This is a genomic window from Arthrobacter glycogeni (assembly GCF_054510815.1).
The window spans coordinates 82,234-102,147 of sequence record NZ_JBTNDV010000012.1 but is presented as its reverse complement, the minus strand read 5'-3'; the positions used below and the strand labels follow the sequence as shown (position 1 = coordinate 102,147).

At 63.5% G+C, this 19,914-nt stretch carries 20 protein-coding genes and 1 tRNA gene; 11 read left to right on the top strand and 10 right to left on the bottom strand.

What is annotated here, in order from left to right; all coding sequences use genetic code 11:
• Positions 1-85 precede the first annotated feature (85 nt).
• The gene (locus ACX80G_RS13400; RefSeq protein WP_459308143.1) at positions 86-1,261 is read left to right on the top strand and encodes an amidohydrolase; all 1,176 of its coding nucleotides are present in this window, start codon (positions 86-88) and stop codon (positions 1,259-1,261) included.
• 1 nt (position 1,262) lies between these two features.
• On the top strand, positions 1,263-1,715 hold the full coding sequence (locus tag ACX80G_RS13395; RefSeq protein ID WP_459308142.1) for a hypothetical protein: 453 nt from the start codon (positions 1,263-1,265) through the stop codon (positions 1,713-1,715).
• 73 nt (positions 1,716-1,788) lie between these two features.
• Here ACX80G_RS13395 and ACX80G_RS13390 read toward each other — a convergent pair whose 3' ends face one another.
• The gene (locus tag ACX80G_RS13390; RefSeq protein ID WP_459308141.1) at positions 1,789-2,946 is read right to left on the bottom strand and encodes a cystathionine gamma-synthase; all 1,158 of its coding nucleotides are present in this window, start codon (positions 2,944-2,946) and stop codon (positions 1,789-1,791) included.
• Between the two features lie 33 nt (positions 2,947-2,979).
• The gene (locus ACX80G_RS13385) at positions 2,980-4,356 is read right to left on the bottom strand and encodes a cystathionine beta-synthase (protein WP_459308140.1); all 1,377 of its coding nucleotides are present in this window, start codon (positions 4,354-4,356) and stop codon (positions 2,980-2,982) included.
• A gap of 236 nt (positions 4,357-4,592) precedes the next feature.
• Here ACX80G_RS13385 and ACX80G_RS13380 point away from each other — a divergent pair, with 236 nt between their 5' ends.
• Entirely contained in the window at positions 4,593-5,576 is a 984-nt protein-coding gene (locus ACX80G_RS13380; protein ID WP_459308139.1) for a DNA-3-methyladenine glycosylase family protein, read from the top strand.
• Between the two features lie 10 nt (positions 5,577-5,586).
• Positions 5,587-5,868: a putative quinol monooxygenase gene (locus ACX80G_RS13375; RefSeq protein WP_459308138.1), complete on the top strand. Its 282-nt coding sequence runs from the start codon at positions 5,587-5,589 to the stop codon at positions 5,866-5,868.
• 66 nt (positions 5,869-5,934) lie between these two features.
• Here the strand turns inward: ACX80G_RS13375 and trxA are convergent, their stop codons facing one another.
• From trxA to ACX80G_RS13360, 3 genes are all read right to left on the bottom strand, one after another.
• Positions 5,935-6,369: a thioredoxin gene (gene trxA, locus ACX80G_RS13370; protein WP_459308137.1), complete on the bottom strand. Its 435-nt coding sequence runs from the start codon at positions 6,367-6,369 to the stop codon at positions 5,935-5,937.
• 284 nt (positions 6,370-6,653) lie between these two features.
• Positions 6,654-6,735 (bottom strand) — tRNA-Tyr (locus ACX80G_RS13365).
• 117 nt (positions 6,736-6,852) lie between these two features.
• The gene (locus tag ACX80G_RS13360) at positions 6,853-7,143 is read right to left on the bottom strand and encodes a hypothetical protein (protein WP_459308136.1); all 291 of its coding nucleotides are present in this window, start codon (positions 7,141-7,143) and stop codon (positions 6,853-6,855) included.
• 162 nt (positions 7,144-7,305) lie between these two features.
• On the opposite strand from ACX80G_RS13360, the gene ACX80G_RS13355 reads away from it, so the two are divergent.
• The 4 genes from ACX80G_RS13355 to ACX80G_RS13340 all read left to right on the top strand — a co-directional run bounded on the left by ACX80G_RS13355 (position 7,306) and on the right by ACX80G_RS13340 (position 10,508).
• Positions 7,306-7,794 (top strand): YajQ family cyclic di-GMP-binding protein, encoded by a 489-nt coding sequence (locus ACX80G_RS13355; protein ID WP_196842058.1) that lies wholly within the window; start codon positions 7,306-7,308, stop codon positions 7,792-7,794.
• A 192-nt stretch (positions 7,795-7,986) separates the two neighbouring features.
• Positions 7,987-8,397, top strand: coding sequence for a YybH family protein (locus ACX80G_RS13350; RefSeq protein WP_459308135.1), 411 nt, complete (start codon positions 7,987-7,989; stop codon positions 8,395-8,397).
• Between the two features lie 4 nt (positions 8,398-8,401).
• Positions 8,402-9,862 carry a purine-cytosine permease family protein gene (locus tag ACX80G_RS13345; RefSeq protein ID WP_459308134.1) on the top strand — a complete coding sequence of 487 codons (1,461 nt, stop codon included), beginning with the start codon at positions 8,402-8,404 and terminating at the stop codon, positions 9,860-9,862.
• Positions 9,810-10,508, top strand: coding sequence for a cyclase family protein (locus tag ACX80G_RS13340; RefSeq protein ID WP_459308133.1), 699 nt, complete (start codon positions 9,810-9,812; stop codon positions 10,506-10,508). Before ACX80G_RS13345 ends, ACX80G_RS13340 begins: the two co-directional genes overlap by 53 nt.
• A gap of 436 nt (positions 10,509-10,944) precedes the next feature.
• Here the strand turns inward: ACX80G_RS13340 and ACX80G_RS13335 are convergent, their stop codons facing one another.
• A complete protein-coding gene (locus tag ACX80G_RS13335; RefSeq protein WP_459308132.1) occupies positions 10,945-11,655 on the bottom strand; it encodes an ankyrin repeat domain-containing protein in 711 nt (236 codons plus the stop codon).
• Positions 11,656-12,345: 690 nt separating this feature from the next.
• Here ACX80G_RS13335 and ACX80G_RS13330 point away from each other — a divergent pair.
• The 3 genes from ACX80G_RS13330 (at position 12,346) to putP (ending at position 15,818) form a co-directional block, all read left to right on the top strand.
• Positions 12,346-13,782: an HNH endonuclease signature motif containing protein gene (locus ACX80G_RS13330; protein ID WP_459308131.1), complete on the top strand. Its 1,437-nt coding sequence runs from the start codon at positions 12,346-12,348 to the stop codon at positions 13,780-13,782.
• A 108-nt stretch (positions 13,783-13,890) separates the two neighbouring features.
• The gene (locus ACX80G_RS13325) at positions 13,891-14,088 is read left to right on the top strand and encodes a hypothetical protein (protein WP_459308130.1); all 198 of its coding nucleotides are present in this window, start codon (positions 13,891-13,893) and stop codon (positions 14,086-14,088) included.
• A 218-nt stretch (positions 14,089-14,306) separates the two neighbouring features.
• Positions 14,307-15,818, top strand: coding sequence for a sodium/proline symporter PutP (putP, locus tag ACX80G_RS13320; RefSeq protein WP_459308129.1), 1,512 nt, complete (start codon positions 14,307-14,309; stop codon positions 15,816-15,818).
• A gap of 86 nt (positions 15,819-15,904) precedes the next feature.
• Here putP and htpX read toward each other — a convergent pair whose 3' ends face one another.
• The 4 genes from htpX to ACX80G_RS13300 all read right to left on the bottom strand — a co-directional run bounded on the left by htpX (position 15,905) and on the right by ACX80G_RS13300 (position 19,873).
• Positions 15,905-16,783, bottom strand: a complete 879-nt coding sequence (gene htpX, locus ACX80G_RS13315; RefSeq protein WP_459308128.1) for a zinc metalloprotease HtpX — start codon at positions 16,781-16,783, stop codon at positions 15,905-15,907.
• Positions 16,784-16,891: 108 nt separating this feature from the next.
• Positions 16,892-18,172, bottom strand: coding sequence for an MFS transporter (locus ACX80G_RS13310; RefSeq protein WP_459308127.1), 1,281 nt, complete (start codon positions 18,170-18,172; stop codon positions 16,892-16,894).
• 254 nt (positions 18,173-18,426) lie between these two features.
• Positions 18,427-19,128, bottom strand: a complete 702-nt coding sequence (locus tag ACX80G_RS13305; RefSeq protein ID WP_459308126.1) for an esterase/lipase family protein — start codon at positions 19,126-19,128, stop codon at positions 18,427-18,429.
• Positions 19,115-19,873, bottom strand: a complete 759-nt coding sequence (locus ACX80G_RS13300; protein WP_459308125.1) for an alpha/beta fold hydrolase — start codon at positions 19,871-19,873, stop codon at positions 19,115-19,117. Before ACX80G_RS13300 ends, ACX80G_RS13305 begins: the two co-directional genes overlap by 14 nt.
• Positions 19,874-19,914 lie beyond the last annotated feature (41 nt).

Genomic DNA, 19,914 nt, shown 5'->3' with positions numbered 1-19,914 from the left:
TCGCTGGCGCGCCCGCACGCTGACCCGTCGCGGGGCGAAGACGGTAGGTTGGAGATCACAACACTCTGCCGAAAGGTCACCACCCATGACTGTCACAGCAATCATCAACGCCCATGTTGTTCCCATCGAAGGCGCCCCCTTCGATGGTGCAGTGCTGATGGAGGACGGCAAGATTATTGCGCTCGGAGCAGGCATCGTCATCCCCGACGGCGCCGAGATTCACGACGCCGCTGGCCAGTGGCTGCTGCCCGGCCTCATCGATGCCCACGTACACCTGGGCACCCATGAGGAAGGCGAAGGGTGGGCTGGCGACGACACCAACGAGATGACGGACCCGGTCACCGCCGGCGTCCGCGCGATCGACGCCGTCAACCCGTACGATCCAGGGTTCGACGACGCCCTGGCCGGCGGTATCACCGCTGTGAACGTCAACCCCGGCTCGGGTAACCCTATCGGCGGTCTCGCCGTCGCCATTCACACCCACGGCCGCTACATCGAGGAAATGGTGCTCCGCTCCCCCAGCGGACTGAAATCTGCGCTTGGCGAGAACCCGAAGCGGGTATACGGAGAGAAGAAGCAGACCCCGTCGACCCGCCTGGGCACCGCCATGGTGATCCGCAAGGCCTTCATGGACGCCCAGAACTACCTGGGCAAAGCCGATGAGAATGCCCGCGATCCCAAACTCGAGGCGCTCGCCATGGTGCTGCGCCGGGAAATCCCCTGGCGCCAGCACGCGCATCGTGCCGACGACATCGCGACCGCCATCCGGCTGGCCGATGAGTTCGGCTACGAGCTGGTCCTCGACCACGGCACCGAAGCCCACCTGCTCGCCGATGTCATCGCCGAACGAGGGATCCCGGTGCTCATCGGCCCGCTGTTCACCACCAAATCCAAGGTGGAGCTGCGTGGCCGGTCGATTGCCAACCCCGGCAAGCTGGCCGCTGCTGGCGTCGAAATTTCCATCATCACCGACCACCCAGTGATTCCGATCAACTTCCTGATTCACCAGGCGACCTTCGCCATCAAGGAGGGCCTCGACCGCGACACCGCACTGCGCTCCATCACGATCAACCCGGCCAAGGTGCTCGGTTTGGCCGACCGGATGGGGTCGCTCGAGGTCGGCAAGGACGCCGACGTCGTCCTCTGGAGCGGTGACCCGCTGGACGTCATGCAGCGGGCTCTGACCGTGTGGATTGGCGGCCGTGCCGTGTACAGCTACGACGTTGAAACCCGGGCCGGCGTCGTCGTCCCCCGCGGCTAGCATGGCGCGTACCCCGCGGGTGACCCTACCCCCGCTGCCCTGGACGCTGAGGCTGGGCATTGCTGTGTGGCTGGTAGTGGGAACCCTGTTCCTGGTGGCGTCGGGGTCGTTCCTGGTGTCGGCGCGGCTCCAGGAACAGGACCGGGCAGGTTTGATGGGGCTCGGCGTCGTGATGGGGGTGCTGGCGTTGCTGCAGTTCTTCCTGGTGTTCCGGCTGCGGCGGGGGAAGCGCAGCGCACGGGAACTGCTGACGTCGATGGGGATCATCGTCGGGCTGCCGGTCTTGCTGCGCGGGACCCCGGGGCTGTCTGTCGTCGCCGTCGTAATGTTGCTGGCCATCGTGCCGCTGTGGCTTCCGCCGAGCGGCGCGTGGCTTCAGGCGGTGGATGCGAAACCGGAGAACAAGTACCGACGGCTGATTCGCAGGACCCTCAGCCCCTTCAAAAAGCCCTAGCTACCCCATTGACTGACAACTTAACTAACAACGCGCCCGCAATTCACTGCGGGCGCGTTGTTAGTTTACCGACTTACAGCACGGCGAAGGCCTGGTCCAGATCGGCGATCAGGTCCGCGACGTCCTCAATGCCGACAGACAGCCGGATCAGGTTTTCCGGCACAGCGAGTTCAGTGCCGGCCACCGAAGCGTGGGTCATCGCTGACGGGTAGTTCATCAGCGACTCAATGCCGCCCAGCGATTCCGCGAGGGTGAACACGTGAGTCGACTCGGCCACCTTGCGGGCAGCCGCCTCGCCCGCCTTGAATGACACCGAGATCATGCCGCCGAAGTCTCTCATCTGGGCTGCAGCGAGGTCGTGGCCGGGGTGCTCTGGCAGACCCGGGTAAAAGACCTGTTCCACCTCGGGACGGCCCTGCAGCCAGTCGGCGATCGCCCGGGCGTTTTGGCTGTGCCGGTCCATCCTGACGCCGAGGGTCTTGAGGCCGCGCGTCGTCAGCCAGGCTTCCATCGGTGCCGAGACGGCACCGACAGCGAACTGGATAAAGCCCACCTTCCCGGCGATCTCCTCGTTGCTGGTGATTACTGCACCGCCGCTGGCGTCGGAGTGCCCGCCAATGTACTTGGTGGTGGAGTGGACGACGACGTCGGCCCCCAGCGAGAGCGGCTGCTGCAGGTACGGCGTCGCGAAGGTGTTGTCGACCACGAGGATGGCACCGGCGTCGTGCGCAATCGCCGCAATGGCTGAAATATCCGAGATCTTCATCATCGGGTTCGACGGCGTCTCGACCCACACCATGCGGGTGTTATCGCCAACAGCGACCCGGACGGCGTCGAGATCCGACATGTCCACTGCTGCGTTGCTGATGCCCCACGGCGAAAGGACCCGGTCGATCAGCCGGTAGGTGCCGCCGTAGACGTCGTTGCCCATGACGATCCGGTCCCCCGGTGCCAGCAGCGCGCGAATCAGGGAATCCTCGGCGGCTAGCCCCGACGAGAAGCTGAACCCGTGGGTTGCGCCCTCCAGAGCGGCGAGCTGCGTCTGCAGCGAATCACGCGTCGGGTTGGTGCCACGCCCGTACTCGTACCCGTTCCGCAGTTGCCCGATCCCATCCTGCGCAAACGTGGTGGTCTGGTAGAGCGGGGGAATGACAGCGCCCGTCGTCGGATCCGGCGTCTGGCCGGCATGGATGGCCCGGGTGTTGAAGCCCTGGTTCTCAGCGTGCGTCATGGTGCTCCTTAGAGGGAAGTCAGAGTGGGGAAGTCAGATACTCATATAGGTCAGCAAATCGTGGCGCGTCAGAATTCCCACGGGCGACCCAACGAACGTGACCATCAGCGTGTCAGAGTCCACCAGCCGTTCCCGCGCGGTGGCCACCGACTCCAGCGACCCGATCAGCTGCAGCTTCTCATTCATGTGCTGCGAGATCTTGTCCGTCAGTTTGGCTTCGCCGTGGAAGAGCTTGTCGGTAAGCAGGCGTTCATCCACCGAACCCAGCACCTCGCCCATCTTCACCGGCGGCTCCTGTGAGAGGACCGGGATGTTGGAGACGCCATACTCGTTCATAATGTGGATGACGTCGCGCACCGTTTCGGTGGGATGCGTGTGGACCAGATCCGGCATGTTGCCGGTCTTGGCGCGCAGGATCTCGCCGACCGTCGCTTCATCTCCGCTTTCCAGGAAACCGTAGGACTTCATCCAGTCGTCGCTGAAAATCTTGCCGAGGTAGCCGCGGCCCCCGTCGGGCAGGAGGACGACGACGACGTCGTCTTTGGTGAGCTCCTTGGCAACCCGCAGCGCGGCCACCACTGCCATCCCGCAGGACCCCCCGACCAGCAGGCCCTCCTCGCGGGCGAGGCGGCGGGTCATGGCGAAGCTCTCCGCGTCGGTGACGGCCATGATCTCGTCGGCGACGGTCTTGTCGTAGGCCTCGGGCCACATGTCCTCGCCGACGCCCTCAACGAAGTAGGGGCGGCCTGTGCCGCCGGAGTAGATGGACCCCTCGGGGTCGGCGCCGATCACGCGCACCGGTCCGCTGGCTCGGTCCGCCGATACATCCTTGAGGTAGCGGCCGGTGCCGCTGATGGTGCCTCCGGTCCCGACGCCGGTGACGAAGTGGGTGATTTTGCCGTCGGTGTCGTTCCAGATTTCGGGTCCGGTGGACTCGTAGTGGCTCCGGGGGCCGTTGGGGTTGGAGAACTGGTCCGGCTTGAACGCGCCGGGAATCTCGCGGGTGAGCCGGTCGGAGACGCCGTAGTAGGACTGCGGGCTGTCGGGTGCGACAGCGGTGGGGGTGACCACTACCTCGGCGCCATACGCGGCCAGCACATTCCGCTTGTCTTCGCCCACCTTGTCGGGCACCACGAAGATGCAGCGGTAGCCGCGCTGCTGGGCCACGAGCGCCAGCCCGACGCCGGTGTTGCCCGAGGTCGGCTCGACAATGGTGCCACCGGGCTTGAGCTTGCCCTCGGCCTCGGCGGCGTCGATGATTTTCACAGCAATGCGGTCCTTGACGGAGCCGCCGGGGTTCAGGTATTCCACCTTCGCCAGGACTGTTGCCGCAATTCCTTCGGTCACACTGTTCAGTTTGACCAGCGGGGTGTTGCCGATCAGGTCCACTACGGAGTTCGCATACTTCATACCTACAAAGTTACCGCGAAGTATTCTTCTCCCATGACGGTGTGGACCCGCCGGCCACGCTCCTTCCTGGTTCTCCGGTGACCGCTACCACCAGCGATCCCGTTTCGGTGGTCAACCAAGACCTCGGTGGCCGATATTCCCCTCCCCGTTCTCCACCTTGCTGACCGATGTCCAGATTGCTCACCAGATCACCGTCAGTTTCTCTGGACGTCAGCCCGGCGTGACACCATTGAGTCATGACCAGTTCCGTTGCCCAGCGCGCAGCTCCAGGGTCTCCCGCGCCCGAGTCGCTGGTGTGGGAACCGCAGGGCCCGTACAACCTGGCGGGCACCATCGGATCGTTGCAATGCGGCGCGTTTGATCCGGCGTTCGTTCATCATCAGGGCGGCGTCTGGCTGGCGTTCCGGAACGACCACGGCGCCACCACCCTCCGGCTCGAACAGCGCGGGGCGCTCGGCACTGCGCGCGTCCATGCGCTGGCCTGGGGTCCGGGTGCCCGCGCCGCCATGGACGCGGCCCCCACCCTGCTGGGCGACGCCGACGACTGGAGCCACTTCGATAGCCCGCACTTCCTGGCTGCCCTGCCGGAACTGGCCCGCAAAGGCCGGTACCTCAATCCCGGGTTGCGGTTACCCTCGACGGGACGGATGCTCGACGCCGTCGTCCGTGTGATTCTTGAGCAGAAGGTGACCGGGATCGAGGCCAAACGGGCGTGGCGCTGGCTGCTGACCCGGCACGGCGATGCTGCCCCGGCCGCGCCTGGGGCACCTCCGGGACTCAGGCTGCCGCCCACCGCCGCCCAGTGGCGACGGGTCCCGTCCTGGGATTGGCATCGTGCGGGCGTCGATGCGCACCGGTCGGACACCATCATGAAGGCCGTGGCGATGGCCACCGGATTGGAGCGGCTGGCGGGGGTTCCGTCGGCGGGCAGGGTCACCGCCGCACTGTGTTCGGTGCCGGGGATCGGAGCCTGGACGGCCGCGGAGGTGCTGCAGCGGACCCACGGCTGCCCGGATTCGATTTCCGTGGGCGACTACCATTTGGCTGCCTACGTCGGCGCGGCACTGACCGGCCGGCGGACCGACGACGCTGGGATGCTGGAGTTGTTGGCGCCGTGGTCCGGGAACCGACAGCGGATAGTGCGGATGCTCTACGCCAGCGGCTTCCGAAAGCCTACCTACGGTCCGCGGCTGGCGCCCGAGGATCATCGTCACCGCTAGGCTTAACAGCATGAGCGAACCAGTAGATGTGACCGCCGTATTTCTCCCCAACCCCGGCGAAGTGTTCAGGGTGAAGCTGGCCCTGGATATTGCCGTTGAACAAGTGGTCGCCGAGCCGGGATGTATCAGGTACGAGATCACCGATGTGGCTGAAGACCGCGTCGTCCTGACGGAGCGGTGGGAGTCCGAGGAGCTGCTAGCGCAGCATCTGCAAGGTCCTGCGGTGCAGGATCTTGGCGAGTCGCTCAGCGCACTATTGGCCGAGCCGGTTCAGATCACCAAGAGCGCCTGAGACCAAGAAACCCCCACCCCTGTGACAGGGGCGGGGGTCTCTTCATGAGCTCCGTAAGCCCGAAGACTAGCTGGTCTTTTGATTGTCCTGTGCTGGTGCGTCACTTGCGGGTACCTCTGCCGGGGTGCCCGCCTGGGCCGCAGCCTGTTGCTGGGTCACCTGCTCGTGGACCTCTTTCATGTCGAGACCCTTGACGGCGTCGACAAGCTCGCCGAACTGGGTGGCGTTCATCGCGCCGGGCTGCGAGAACACCAGCACCTTTTCGCGGAAGGCCATCAGGGTGGGGATCGAGGTGATCCCGGCTGCGGCGGCAAGGGACTGCTCGGCCTCCGTGTCCACCTTGGCGAAGGTGATGTCGTCGTGCTTTTTCGACACGGCGTCGTACACGGGAGCGAACTGCTTGCACGGGCCACACCATTCGGCCCAGAAATCGACGAACACAATGTCGTTGGTCTCAATGGTCTCGGGGAAGGTTGCCTCGGTTACTTCAATAGTTGCCATGCTTTAACGCTAACGAAGATGCGCGCGGTTGTCTCCCCGTGTTCGCTCTCGATGAAGAATGACGGACCGCAGTGCTGCACGTACCGGGTCCGATACCGAGGCCGCCGTCCCGATGGTTTCACGTTCTATCGTTTCCCTGTTCTGCTAGAACAGTTTTGCCAAAACAGCAGTCAACGATCTATGAAATCCGCGGTGCTCGCAAGTGAACCTCTGGGCAAAAAAGTAGCCCGTCCAGATCTTGGCGAAGATCTGAACGGGCTACTTTCTCGGTGCACCGGCGTTTGTGGCAGATACTGGATTCGAACCAGTGAAGGCGTTGCCAGCTGATTTACAGTCAGCCCCCTTTGGCCGCTCGGGTAATCTGCCAAACGTCCTCATAAAATGAGGTTCACCCACGGTAACCGCGGGCAAGATAACTTTACAGAAAATCATCCAAAGAATCGAATCGCGTTGCGACCGGTCTCATCCAGTCCCGGGTTGGCCCTACAGCCCGGCGTAGACGCGACGCTCAATCTGCGTGTAGAACGCGTCAGCCTGGCTAGCGGTCACAGAGCCGAACGCGACGGCGTCGTCCAGTTCTGATCTGACTCCGGCCAGCCGCTCGGCGCTGCCTGGCCTCTCGTAGGTGACCTCGACCATCGACGACGGCCCGGACGCCACTGCTGGCATCGCAGACAGCCCCGCAATAGACACCGCCGATGAGGCCGCGAGGAATGTGCCCGCGACCGCGTGCCGGACTCGAACTTGGTACCGTACGCGCGGTTTGTGGCTCATGGTTTTTCCTCCAGATCGATCACTGAAATCCACACTTCCACCAGCGATTGTGAGGAGGCACCGGACTTCCTGTTGATCGGCTGTGAATCGTCCCACGCGCCGATCCATGGAGAACCGATTAGGCTGGGACCAGATCCTTCTCACTACCCCAAAGGAGACATTGTGGCGAGCGAATCCACTTTTGATGTTGTCAGCAAAGTAGACAAGCAGGAGGTTGCCAACGCCCTGCACCAGGCGCAGAAGGAGATCGTCCAGCGCTACGACTTCAAAGGTATCGGCGCAGAGGTCGACTTCAGCGGCGAAATGATCCTAATGAAGGCCAACTCAGAGGAGCGCGTCCTGGCGGTCCTCGACGTACTGCAGTCCAAGATGATCAAGCGGGGCATCTCCCTGAAGTCGCTCGACACCGGTGAGCCCTACGCCTCGGGCAAGGAGTTCCGCCTGGAGACCACCATCAAAGAGGGCATCGCCCAGGATGTGGCCAAGAAGATCAACAAGCTGATCCGAGACGAGGCTCCCAAGGGTGTCAAGTCCACTATCCAGGGCGACGAACTGCGGGTCAGCTCCAAGTCCCGCGATGATCTGCAGGCCACCATGTCGCTGCTCAAGGGCTTCGATGAGGCGGACCTGCAGTTTGTGAACATGCGCTAGGTACCCGCACCTCACCCGAAAAGGTGGCGTTCCCGCACCGGGAACGTCACCTTTTCGGGTCTAACGGGACTGGTTTGGATAAATCCTTTGACATTTGTTAGCTATGTCACTCACACTTTGAAAACAAAAGTTGTCTGGCAGGCTACGTGGGCGGCGGATCGCCGTCGACCTCTCGAAGAAGGACCGCACTCAATGACCGAGCATTCTGGCCTGACCGAAGAGGACGTCGAAAAAGCCGCTGGGCGCATCGTCGCAGCGTTTTCACGGACTGACACAGAAACCTATTTCGCGTCGTTCACCCCCGGCGCCACCTTCGTGTTCCATACCGAGGACCGGCGACTCGAACGGCGGGCCGATTATGAGGCGCTCTGGCAGTCATGGCTCGCGGAGGGCTGGCGGGTCACCAAGTGCCTGAGCAGCAACCAGTCGATCCAACTGCTGGGCGACACCGCCGTCTTCTGCCATGACGTGAAGACCACCATCAACACCGGCGAGACCACCCTTGAACGGGAAACCATTGTCTTCCACCGGGACGACGCCGGCTCTGTCCACGCCGTCCACGAGCACCTTTCGCCCCTCCCCGACTCCCCCGAATCCAGGTAGCGCCATGTCAACATCACAAAGTACCGGACGCTCGTCCGGCTCAGCATTCTCCCGGTTGTCCGATCATCTGGAAAAGAATTCCGAAGGCTTCGGCCCCATCAGAGGCAGCCTCGGCGCTGGGCGAATGGGCATGATCTGGTTGGCCGCCAACCTCGTGGTCACCACGCTGCTCACCGGAACACTCTTCGTTCCCGGCGTGTCCTGGCCCCTCGCCGTCGGGCTGATCATCCTCGGAACGGTGATCGGTGGCGCCGTCCTCGTCCTGGTGGGCAATATGGGCACCCGCACCGGGCTGCCCACCATGTCGCTGACCAAGGGCTCCTTCGGGCTCCGCGGTTCGTTCCTTCCGGTCGCCGCCAACGTGGTGATCCTGATGGGATGGAGTTGGGTTCAGGCCATGCTGGCCGGAGTCACAGTCAACTTCCTGGTGGAGCAGGCTACTGGCTTCTCCAGTCCGATCCTGTTCTCGGTCCTGTGCCAGCTGCTGGTGGTGTGTCTGGCGATCTTCGGCCACGCTGGCATCGCCCGGGTCGAACCGTGGCTCGCCCTCGTGATCCTCGCGTTCATGGCGTACATTTTCGTCACCGCGTTCACCACATTCGCGCCGTCGGACTTTGCCGCGCTGCCCGCCGATCCCGAACTCGACTGGTCCGGAGTGGCAGTGCTCGACGTCGTCATAGCCACCGCAATCTCCTGGACAGTCCTGTCCGCGGAGTTCAATCGCCTTGCGAAGTCTCAGTCCGCCGGGATGATCGGTTCGGGCATCGGGTACACGCTGTCAACGGTCCTGGCGATGGTGCTCGGCGCGACCTCTGTCGCGTATCTGGTGCTCGACGGCGGCGAGGCAGTGGCGTTCGATCCCACCGCCATCGTGGCAGCCTTTGGAACGCCGCTGGCCGTAGTGATCTTCCTGTCAGTCATGGCGACAAACACCATGGTGGTGTACGGCATGGTGTCCTCGGTCGTGAACATGGTTCCGTCGAGCAAGGTGAAGTTCCTGCCGACGGCTCTAGTCCTCGGCGGAATCTCCATCCTTGGGTCCACCTGGCTGGCGCTGCTGGACCAGTTCACGTCGTTCCTCGTCATCATCGGTTCGCTGTTCATCCCCGTGTTCGCGGTCATGCTGGTGGACTACTACATTGTTCGCAAGCGTCACTACAACCGGGACATCCTGCGCGGCTCCGGCGGCGACTACTGGTACTTCAAGGGCGTCAACATCGCCGCGGTGGCCGTCTGGGTGATCGGGGCAAGCGCGTCACTTATCCTCACCTATTCGGTGCCGAGCCCGATCGGCGCGACAATCCCCACCTTCATCATCTCCGCGGGCCTCTACCTGGGGTGGGCGCTTGTTACCAAGCGAATCGTGTCAGGGACACCTGATCATTCGCATCTCAGCAACTCTGCTGCCCCTCATGGTTCTGCTGTTTCCACGGGCGCGGATTCCGGGCGCCGTGCGGCTCGTTGATCTTTCGCATCCCATTGTCACGGGGATGCAGGTCTTCCCGGGCGACCCCGAGGTAACGATCACCGTTACTGCCGAGATTGTTGCGGATGGGTTCCAGGTGGCCGAGGTGCATGCCGGCACCCACACCGGAACCCATCTGGACGCGCCACTGCACACCATCGAGGGTGGCGCGTCGGTGGATCAGATCGACCTCAGCCGGCTGGTCGGTGTGGCCCGGATTGTTCGGCTTCCGCAGGTTGAACCTGGTCATGTCTTTGTCTGGTCCGACGTCGAAGCGCAGCTTTCCGATCTGGGCTCGGTGGCGATGGTGTTGTTCCAAACGGGTTGGTCCGCGCACTTTGGCACGGAATTGTATCTGCGACACCCAGCATTCGACGCCGAAGTCGCGGTTGGCTTGTTGGATCGCGGCATCTCGGTGGTTGGCATGGACACCCTCAACCCGGATTTCACTGATCTATCCGGCGCCGAGGTCGATCTCCCTTTTCATCGAACTCTCTTGGGCGCTGACGGCGTGATCGTTGAGAACCTGACCAATCTGGCGTCGGTGGATTTTATTGACCCGTGGGTGTCGGTGCTGCCACTGCCGTATCAGGGGATGGACGGTTCTCCCGTCCGCGCTGTGGCGATGGAGCTCCCTGCCCGGTAAGCCCTTTCCCTTGCCCAGCATCTCCCCCTCTCTTCCACAAGCACCAACCCCTTCCCTCGCTTCCTTCCTTCCTTCCTTCCTTCCGCGCATCAACCCCTTCCCCGAAGAGCTACATCTGGCGAGTCCAGAACCCTTTGAGCCGCCAGATGTCGCTCCTCGGCGGGGATTAGGTAGTTGAATTGCCGAGAATTGTCTAGTTCCCGGCAGCCGCTCAGCCCGCGCGTCGGCGTAGCGCGGCGCCATGGATACCATCTGCTCCATCACGAGCTTAATCGCGGCACTCTGTTTGTTTGCGGATAGCCATTCTTCACGGGCAGCCGTTTGATGGACGAGCGTACCTTCGCCCGGACGTCGTCGCGCTCTGTCCGGTCGGCCACGCAGCGGCTCTTGTCGATAGTGGCGACTCTTCTTCTACTGTTGTGGTGGCGTCCGCGGTCTACTGTTCCGTCGCGTCGCGCAGAATGGCAGCGATCTCTTGGAAGCCTCGGAACGTGGCGTGCTGCAAGGGCGTCAGACCATCGCTCTGGGCGGGGAGCCTCACGTCGGCGCCGCCTTCGAGGAGCAGCTGCACGGTCTCCACGTACCGGGGCGAGCCATCGCCCAGGATGATCGCCTCGTGTAGTGCAGTCCAGCCCGGGTTGTTGACGTGGTTAACGTCCACGTCGGTCTCCAGCAGCCTTCGCACCACATCGGCGTGGCCACGCTCCGCGGCACGGATCAGGGCGGTGCCGTTATAGCTGTCGCGTGCGTGGACGTCCGCACCGTTGCGCAGTGTCAGGTCCAGTAGCTCGAGGTAGCCTTCACTCGCGGCGATAAGGAAAGCACTCTGTTCGGTCTCGTCCTCGTAGTTGACGTCAGCGCCGGCGGCGATGAGCCGTCGAGCTTGGGCGACATTGTCGTCCCAAGCCACACCGATCAGGTTCTGGTTCAGCGCGATCAGTTCGCCGGGGGTGAACGACTCAGACGTAGCCGATCGCCTGCTCGGCGAGACACCTGGAACAGACTCAACAGCTCGCGGCGATGTGCTCGGCGAACGCTCGGACCCGGAAAGCGTCTGTTGCGTCGGACCGGTCACCTCGCCGTTGCCTGTGCAGCCGGTCATCAGCACCAATACGGCCAGAACACCGCCCGGCCAAAGGGCCCTCAACGGGAGGCCTGCCGCAGGGCCGCCGAGGTCTCACACCAGAACGTCATCGGGACCATCCCCATGCCTCCCAGCATACCCGAGCCATGAATCGGACAACCAGGCGCCAGGCAGGGATCAGCACGGGCGTCACGGACGTTCGCCAGGTCCGGTTGCCGATCCCCAGGTCAGACAAGTCGCCGTCGCGACCACACCGGCCGTTATCTATTGGATTCGACACCTGAGCTGCCGACTTTCCGAGCTGGTGCTGAACTGCCGCGATCCCGAGACACTGTTCCGATGCCGTCTACCTAATCTTTGATCGGATCACGAAAATAGTTCAAAATTTTTTTCTCGGGACCTTCTCTCGAACCTTATTTCGTCGGAGCTCGATGATGGAATGGGGGTATGAAAAGCAGTAGAGCTTCTGCTACCGGATCGGGGTTCCGTCCCGGGTCCGGTCCGGATTCCGGCTCCACGGGCGGGCCCGCGGATATGTCCGCGGGGGCTTCCACGGGCGGTCCCGCGGGGGCTTTCGGTGGAGCTTCGGGTGGGGCTTCGGGTGGGTATGGTCTGGGTGGTCCGTTGAGTGTCGCCGCCGTGTGGACGGCGCCTGTGATGAAGGCGCCGGAGCCCCGGCCGAAAAGGGATCTCACTGATTCTCAGACTGACTTCCTGAATTTCTTCCGGGTGGGGTCTGATCCGGATGTGCGGGTGCGTTCCAGTGATGGCCCGCCGGCGTTGACGGGTCGGCTCGGGTTGGTCGCGGTCGCTGGCCTGGACTCTTCCCAGGCGTTGGATGCGTTGAAGGACGTCGGCGAGGCGAGGTCCTGGTTGGATGCGCAGGAAGCGAAGCTCGCCACCCGGGTCCTGGATCTTCAGGCCGAGCGGAGCCGTGCTGGCCGCGGAGAATGGGGTTTCGGACAAACCCTCGCCGCGAGTGAGATTGGCGCCGCCCTGCACTTACCGGAGCGGACCGCTGGGTTCTTAGTCGACCATAGTGTGCTGCTTACCCGGCATTGCCCAGCGACGTTGAACGCGTTGGAGGATGGCAGGCTCTCGCGCCGGCATGCGTGGGCGGTCGCCGAGGAGACCAGCAGTATGCCCCGCACCGCGACCGACGAGTTTGCCGCCGACTACGAGAGCAGACTTATCACGCTGGCGGGCCGGACCACGGTGACGAAGTTCTGCCGTCAGGCCGGACGGTTACGCGAGGCACTGCACCCCGAATCGATTAGCACCCGGCACCAGAAAGCGGTCAGGGAACGCGGAGTGCTCCTCAACCCGGCCTATGACGGGATGGCCTGGCTCCAAGCATTCCTACCGACCGAGCAAGCCGCGGGAATCTACCACCGGGTCGACACTGCTGCCCGGAACATGCAGGGCCCCGACGAACCCCGCACGCTCACCCAACTCAGGGCTGACGTCCTCGTGGATGTCCTCACCGGCGCCGGCCCCACCGGATATATGACCAGCGGACACAAGGCTACCGGGCCCGGACCCGCAGGTACTGACGCCAGGACGAAAGGTGAGGCGAACGCCCGAGTGAAGGATGGAGCCGATAAGGACAGCGGGAACGGATCGGCTCGCGGTAGCCGACGGAAAGATCAGTCGTGGGAGGGCAACCAGTTTTGGGGTGTGCAGGCGAAGGTTTTCGTGACGGTCCCGGTGTTGACCCTCATGGGTGGGGATGTGCCGGGTGAGTTGGAAGGGTACGGGCCGATCGACCCGGACACTGCCCGCAGGCTCGCCGGGCACGCGCCGTCGTTTACGAGGATCCTCACCCACCCCTTCACGGGGGCCAGGTTGGGTGCTGATGCGACCACGTACCGGGTCCCCAAAGACCTCCAAGATGCTGTGAGAGTCAGAGACGGGACCTGTCGACATCCGGGGTGCAACAGGCTGGCGGTGTTCTGCGAACTCGACCACACGATCCCCTGGTCCCGGGGCGGGAGGACCAGTTACTCAAATCTGGCAGCGCTCTGTAAACGTCACCACATGTTCAAAACGGAGGGTTTCTGGCATTACACCCAACCTGAACCAGGGACGATCATCGCGATCTCCCCCGCCGGGGAAACCTACACCACCAAACCCAACCCACCACCCACACCACCACCAAAACCGCGACCAGAAACCCCACCACCGTTCTAGGATGACGCCCCCGAGGCGCCGCTATTCTCAAGACATAGCGACTCAGAACACCGTCGACCCGCCAGATCTCACGCCTCGGCTGATACGAGGCGCCGGTAGGCTCGGGGGATGACGACGACGAAACGAACTTGGGTTTCATCCAATAGGGCACTCGGCGAAGGTCTTGGCGGTACGGCACTTGCCGTACTGGCGATAGTCTCGTTCCTCGATTCGGAGACCTGGTACATGGTCCTCGGATCCTGCGTGATCGCCCTTGGCGCGGCCGTGTTCGGTGCGCGGGCGATCATCGCGCTACGCCGCGGCTAGAACTGCCGTCGGCTGCCGGAATGGGCTGGTCTCAGCCCCACCGGACATGCCAGACACACCAGGCACGCAGCCCCCGCCCGCCGGGAGGGGCGGGTAAAGGGGACAGTGCTGGTCCGGGTACGTGAGCGCAATCACATTATTGGCTTATAGCGCTCGTCTTTGGCATAGTCGGCGGCTGCACTCAGCGAATTCCAAGAAAATCATGAGAGGACCTCGTCATGCCCGACCAGACATTCCAAATCATCGCCATGGTGATCTATATGGGCGCCATGCTCGGAATCGGATGGTATGCCTTCAAGAGAACCTCGGACCTCGACGACTACATGCTCGCCGGCCGCGGACTCAAGCCGGGCGTGGCAGCCCTCAGCGCAGGAGCCTCCGACATGTCAGGATGGCTCCTCCTCGGACTCCCGGGCGCGATCTATGCGTCAGGTTTGATCGAAATCTGGATCGCCATCGGCTTGACCGCCGGAGCCTGGCTGAACTGGAAATTTGTTGCCCCACGGCTGCGAAGCTACACCGAGGTGTCAAACAATTCGATTACCGTCCCGAGCTTCCTGGAAAACCGGCTCAAGGACAAAACCCGCATTCTGCGGGTCGTCTCCGGAATCATCATCCTGGTGTTCTTCACGTTCTATGTCTCATCCGGAATGGTCGCCGGCGGGGTCTTCTTCGAAAGCTCCTTCAACTCCAACTACACCCTCGGCATGATCATCGTTGCCGCCGTCACCATTGCCTACACCCTGTTCGGCGGCTTCATGGGCGCCACCTACACCGACGTTGCGCAGGGTTTGCTGATGCTGGTCGCCCTGATCCTCGTGCCGGTTATCGGCCTCGTCCAGGTCGGCGGCTTCGGTGGCCTGACCAACTCTATCCGCGAAGTCGATCCGTCTCTCCTGAACATCGTCGCCGGCGGTTCAACGGTCGCCATCATCTCCGCAGCATCCTGGGGTCTCGGCTACTTTGGCCAGCCGCACATCATCGTCCGATTCATGGCTATGCGCACCCCGCAGGATGCCGTCGCCGGACGCCGGATCGGTATCGCCTGGATGCTCCTCACCGTCGTCGGTGCCATTTCCACTGCCCTGGTCGGCATCGCCTACTTCCAGCAGAACCCGGACCTGTCGCTCACCGACCCCGAGGCGGTTTTCCTCGACCTGTCGCAGGCTTTCTTCCACCCCTTCGTGGCCGGCATCATCCTCGCCGCGGTCCTCGCAGCAGTCATGAGTACCATCTCCTCCCAGCTGGTGGTTTGCTCCTCGGCCCTCGTCGAAGATCTCTACAACATGGTCTCCAAGCGCACCCTGACCAACAAGCAGGGTGTAGTCCTCGGCCGGCTCGGCGTGCTGGTGGTCGCGATCGTTGCCATCATCCTGGCGTCCGGCCGGAACGAATCGATCCTGTCACTGGTCGCGTTCGCGTGGGCCGGCTTCGGTGCGGCGTTCGGCCCCACCGTCCTGTTGTCCCTTTACTGGAAAAAGCTGACCATGCCCGGCGCCCTCGCCGGTATGGTCGCCGGCGCCGTCGTGGTGTTCACCTGGGGCAACTCAGCCCTCGCCGACACCATGTACGAGATCGTCCCGGGCTTCTTCCTGAACCTGATCATCGCCGTCGTCGTCAGCAAACTGACCTATAAGCCCGACGCCGCCATCGACGCCGAGTTCGATCTCGCCGTCAAGGGGACCCGCTCCTTCAAGCGGATAGCTGCCGAAGACAAGGTCACCGTGTAACCCAGACCCCCTCGCAACACCCGAGTACGACGACGGCGGCGCCTCCCTAAATGGGGGGCGCCGTCGTCGTCGTCACGATGAGAGGCCTACCGAAGCGGCTGGCCCGCCATCCGCTCGAGGCGCTGGACCCGATCGTCCATCGGTGGGTGGCTGGCGAACATCTTCTGCACACCACCGCCCTTGAAGGGGTTGGCGATCATCAGGTGCGAGGTGTTGACCAACTGCTGGCTCTGCGGCAGGGGCGCCTGCTGGGTACCGCGCTCCAGCTTGCGCAAGGCCGAAGCGAGAGCGAGCGGATCGCCGGTGAGCTTGGCCCCGTCCTCGTCAGCATCGTATTCACGGGTTCGCCCGATCGCCGAACGCACCAGGACGGCGGCAAACGGCGCCAAAACCGCCAGCAGAATCGCCGCGATGGGGTTCCCACCCGAGTTGCGGTTGCCGCCCATCATGCCCGTGAACGCGAACATCTGAGCCACGGAGGTGATGACGCCAGCCACCGCGGCGGCCATGGAACTGAGCAGAATGTCGCGGTTGTAGACGTGCATCAACTCGTGGCCCAGCACGCCGCGCAGTTCGCGTTCGTTCAGGAGATTCAGGATGCCCTGGGTGCAGCACACTGCCGAGTTCTCGGGATTACGGCCGGTAGCGAAGGCGTTGGGCGCCATGGTGGGTGACACGTACAGACGAGGCATCGGCTTGTTGGCCTTGGTGCTCAATTCGCGCACAATCCGGTACATGGCCGGCGCCTGCTGTTCGGTGACCGGCACCGCCTGCATGGCACGGATGGCCAGCTTGTCGCTGTTCCAATAGCTGTAGGCCACCGAGCCCACGCCGATCAGGGCGAAAATCCAGATGAACGCCGAGCTGCCCGTGGCGCCGGCAATGACCGCCCCGAACACCAGGAAGATGCCCATCAGGGCGCCGAACAACATGAGGGTCTTCGGTCCGTTGAAATGATTGTGCACTGAAACTGCCAACTCCTTGATGTGACGGCCATTCACCCCGTATAACGCACCAAAATACCGTGCTGTTCCACATCCCGTTCCGACCCGGTCTGTGGCTATAGTCTGTGGCTACGGTTCGGGGTTACGTGAATCGTACTGCGCGAAGCGGGGCTGACGCTTCATCAGGATGATCACCAGCAGGATGCAGACCAGCCCACCGAAGACAGCTGTCCAGCCTTCCCCCAGCCACTCGGCGTTTCCGCCTGCCACCATGTCACCCAGGCGGGGACCGCCGGCCACCACCACAATGAACACTCCCTGCAACCGGCCGCGCATCGCATCGGGCGTCGCGGACTGCAGGATGGTGCTGCGGAACACCCCGCTGATGGAATCTGAAATCCCCGCGAACACCAGGCACAACGCTGCCGGAATGATCCACGGGGACAGCGCGTCCGGCGGCACCGCCTGGGAGTTGCCGGCCATCACCACCACCAACCCGAAGGCACTGATCGAGACGCCCCAGCCCACCACCGACCACATCACAGCCAGTCCCTGGCGATGGATGTGGCCCAGCGGTCCCGAAAACAGCCCCGCGAGGACAGCTCCGACGGCGACCGACGCCAGCAGTATCCCGACAGTCAGCTCACCGCCGCCGATCAGCACCGCGCCGATTGCTGGCAGCAGCGCCCTCGGCTGCGCCATCACCATCGCTGCCAGGTCGATCAGGAAGGTCATCCGGATATTGGGGCGGGTCCCCAGAAACCTGAACCCCTCCAGCACCGTTGCGAGACCAGCCTTCCGGACTTTGCCCTCCGGTGGCAGCGGCGGCAGCTTGAACAGCGCCCACAGGGCGGCAGTGAACGTGACGACATCGATCGTGTAGGTCCAGCCGTAGCCCACCTGCGCCACCAGCAGGCCGGCGAACAGCGGACCCACCGTCATGGCGAGCCCAAACGTGATCATGCTCAGGGCGTTGGCTGCCGGGAGCAGTTCGGGGCGCACCAGACGCGGAATGATTGCCGTCCGGGTGGGCTGGTTGATGCCTGCCGCTCCGGAGTGGACAGCGACCAGCGAGTAGAGGAGCCACACGTTGTCGACTCCGGCCCAGGCCTGGGCGGCGATCGCCATGGTGCTCCCCCACAGGAAGAACCCGGAGACCAGGGCTACCTTCCGGCGGTCGTGAGCGTCGGCGATAGCACCACCGTAAAGCCCGGCCACGACGAGCGGCACGAGCGCGAACAACCCGAGAAGGCCGACACTCAGGCTGGACTGAGTCAGGCTGTAGACCTGCAGGCTCACCGCCACCAGGGTCAGCTGGGTGCCGACAGCCGAAAGCGCCATCCCGAAGAACAGCCGACGGAACGCCGGGCTCTCTTTGAGAGGCGTGATGTCGGCGAGAAGTTTGGGCACCTACGAAGTGTAGCGGCGAAGTTGTTTCCCCCAGCAACTACCGCTGGCGTGGGTAAAAAGGCGAAAATCCGCGACACTTCCGCCGCGGTCCATTCCCCTGAGCGCGCCCGATTCATACGAACGCGCCCGATACCGGCAACGGCACCCGATTCCGGCGAACGCCCCCGATATATCTGGCGCGTTCGCCGGAATGGGGTGCGCGATACTCCTGGCGCGGGTCAAGCAAGAAATGGAGCCCGAAATACCCGGGAGAATCAGGTGGACTGGTGGTCGGCAATCGCCTGATCGACGACGTCGAGCAGCCGCTTATCGCCGATGATCCTGAAGTGCCCCATCGTCTCCAATTCGATGTTCATAGCGCCCGGAAGTTCGCTCCCTTGCGGAATATGCGGATCGAAGCTGCTGTAGATGGACGTGATCCGCGCGTTCGACCCACTATTGGCCAGCTGTGTCAGCAGGAACTTGTTCCGCGGAGAGAACGCCCTGATACTCGGCAACACAAAGAAGTTGGCATAGGTGGAGCCGGAGAACGGCGTATTCACGGCAATCAGCTGCCGTACCCGGTTCCCGACGTCGGGCTGCGTCATCACATATTTGCCGATCAGTCCGCCCTTGCTATGGGCGACCAGCACGACGTCGGTGAGATCGTGAGCGGCGAGGTAGTCAGCCACATACCTACCCATGGACTGGACGGTTCCCCGGTTATACCCCAGTTGCTGCACCACATGAACCGCGTGCCCCGCCGCCGCAAGGTGGACGGCGACCGGACGCATGAACTGCCAGGTCTCATAGATGCCGGGAATGAGGAGCACCGGCGGACGGGCTCCGGCGTCGGGGCCGACGTCGGGCGTGAGGTAGCGGGTGGGGTCCTCACGAAAAAGGAAACCGTGAACCTGCCAGAACCCCACGTAGGCGTAATCCAGCAGCCAGGACCAGCCACGCCTAAGGAACAGCATGGGAGGTTTCTCCGAGGCAGTGCCGGGCGGTGGCCTCGGGCGAGCGATACATCATCACGTGCGGCTCACCGGGAATCTCGGCGGTGGTCACGTCCCGGCCGATCGCGGCCAGCCGAAGCACCCAGTCTACCGGCACGATCGGGTCCCGACTGCCGCGGACCAGGGCGACCGGGCAGCCAATGTCCGGCAGCACCTCCTCCACCCGGTGCTGCAGCATCGACGGGAGGGTTTTGAGGTACCACCTCATCCCGGCCCGGAAATAGTCAGACACCACGATGTAGTTCGCGGCCGGTGACTCCCGCAGGGTGTCCTGCGTCAACCGCATCAGCTGCGTCGCTACGGTCCGCTCCTGGTCGTTGATGGTGGGCGCCAACAGAACCAAACGTTCCACCAGATCGGGTGCCGCGCGCACCGCCTCGGCCGCCACCTGGGAACCCATCGAGTGTCCGACGACGACGGCGTCGCGCACCCCCACAATCCCCATCACCGCGGCGGCGATTCTGCCGAACTCCTCGATGGTCAGACGCCGGCGCGGCGCCGGCATTGACCCGAAGCCCGGAAGCTCGATGGCGTGGACGGTGCAGGTCAGTGCGAGATGGGCGGCCAACGGCTCGAAATAGCGGGCGGAGACACCGATCCCATGGATCAGGACCACCTCACGGCTGCCCGTTCCAACGGTGCGAACCGCGCAGGACACCTCGCCCACCACGACTGTTTGGGACTGCTCCCAGATGGACCGGTTCATGGATTCCCCTCTCAGTGATCCATCAACGGTACCTAACGGTC

Excerpts from the sequence above, each read along its gene's own strand:
- ACX80G_RS13400 (WP_459308143.1), top strand. The coding sequence starts at position 86 with ATGACTGTCACAGCAATCATCAACGCCCATGTTGTTCCCATCGAAGGC.
- ACX80G_RS13395 (WP_459308142.1), top strand. The coding sequence starts at position 1,263 with ATGGCGCGTACCCCGCGGGTGACCCTACCCCCGCTGCCCTGGACGCTG.
- ACX80G_RS13390 (WP_459308141.1), bottom strand. The coding sequence starts at position 2,946 with ATGACGCACGCTGAGAACCAGGGCTTCAACACCCGGGCCATCCATGCC.
- ACX80G_RS13385 (WP_459308140.1), bottom strand. The coding sequence starts at position 4,356 with ATGAAGTATGCGAACTCCGTAGTGGACCTGATCGGCAACACCCCGCTG.
- ACX80G_RS13380 (WP_459308139.1), top strand. The coding sequence starts at position 4,593 with ATGACCAGTTCCGTTGCCCAGCGCGCAGCTCCAGGGTCTCCCGCGCCC.
- ACX80G_RS13375 (WP_459308138.1), top strand. The coding sequence starts at position 5,587 with ATGAGCGAACCAGTAGATGTGACCGCCGTATTTCTCCCCAACCCCGGC.
- trxA (WP_459308137.1), bottom strand. The coding sequence starts at position 6,369 with ATGGCAACTATTGAAGTAACCGAGGCAACCTTCCCCGAGACCATTGAG.
- ACX80G_RS13360 (WP_459308136.1), bottom strand. The coding sequence starts at position 7,143 with ATGAGCCACAAACCGCGCGTACGGTACCAAGTTCGAGTCCGGCACGCG.
- ACX80G_RS13350 (WP_459308135.1), top strand. The coding sequence starts at position 7,987 with ATGACCGAGCATTCTGGCCTGACCGAAGAGGACGTCGAAAAAGCCGCT.
- ACX80G_RS13345 (WP_459308134.1), top strand. The coding sequence starts at position 8,402 with ATGTCAACATCACAAAGTACCGGACGCTCGTCCGGCTCAGCATTCTCC.
- ACX80G_RS13340 (WP_459308133.1), top strand. The coding sequence starts at position 9,810 with ATGGTTCTGCTGTTTCCACGGGCGCGGATTCCGGGCGCCGTGCGGCTC.
- ACX80G_RS13325 (WP_459308130.1), top strand. The coding sequence starts at position 13,891 with ATGACGACGACGAAACGAACTTGGGTTTCATCCAATAGGGCACTCGGC.
- putP (WP_459308129.1), top strand. The coding sequence starts at position 14,307 with ATGCCCGACCAGACATTCCAAATCATCGCCATGGTGATCTATATGGGC.
- ACX80G_RS13305 (WP_459308126.1), bottom strand. The coding sequence starts at position 19,128 with ATGCTGTTCCTTAGGCGTGGCTGGTCCTGGCTGCTGGATTACGCCTAC.
- ACX80G_RS13300 (WP_459308125.1), bottom strand. The coding sequence starts at position 19,873 with ATGAACCGGTCCATCTGGGAGCAGTCCCAAACAGTCGTGGTGGGCGAG.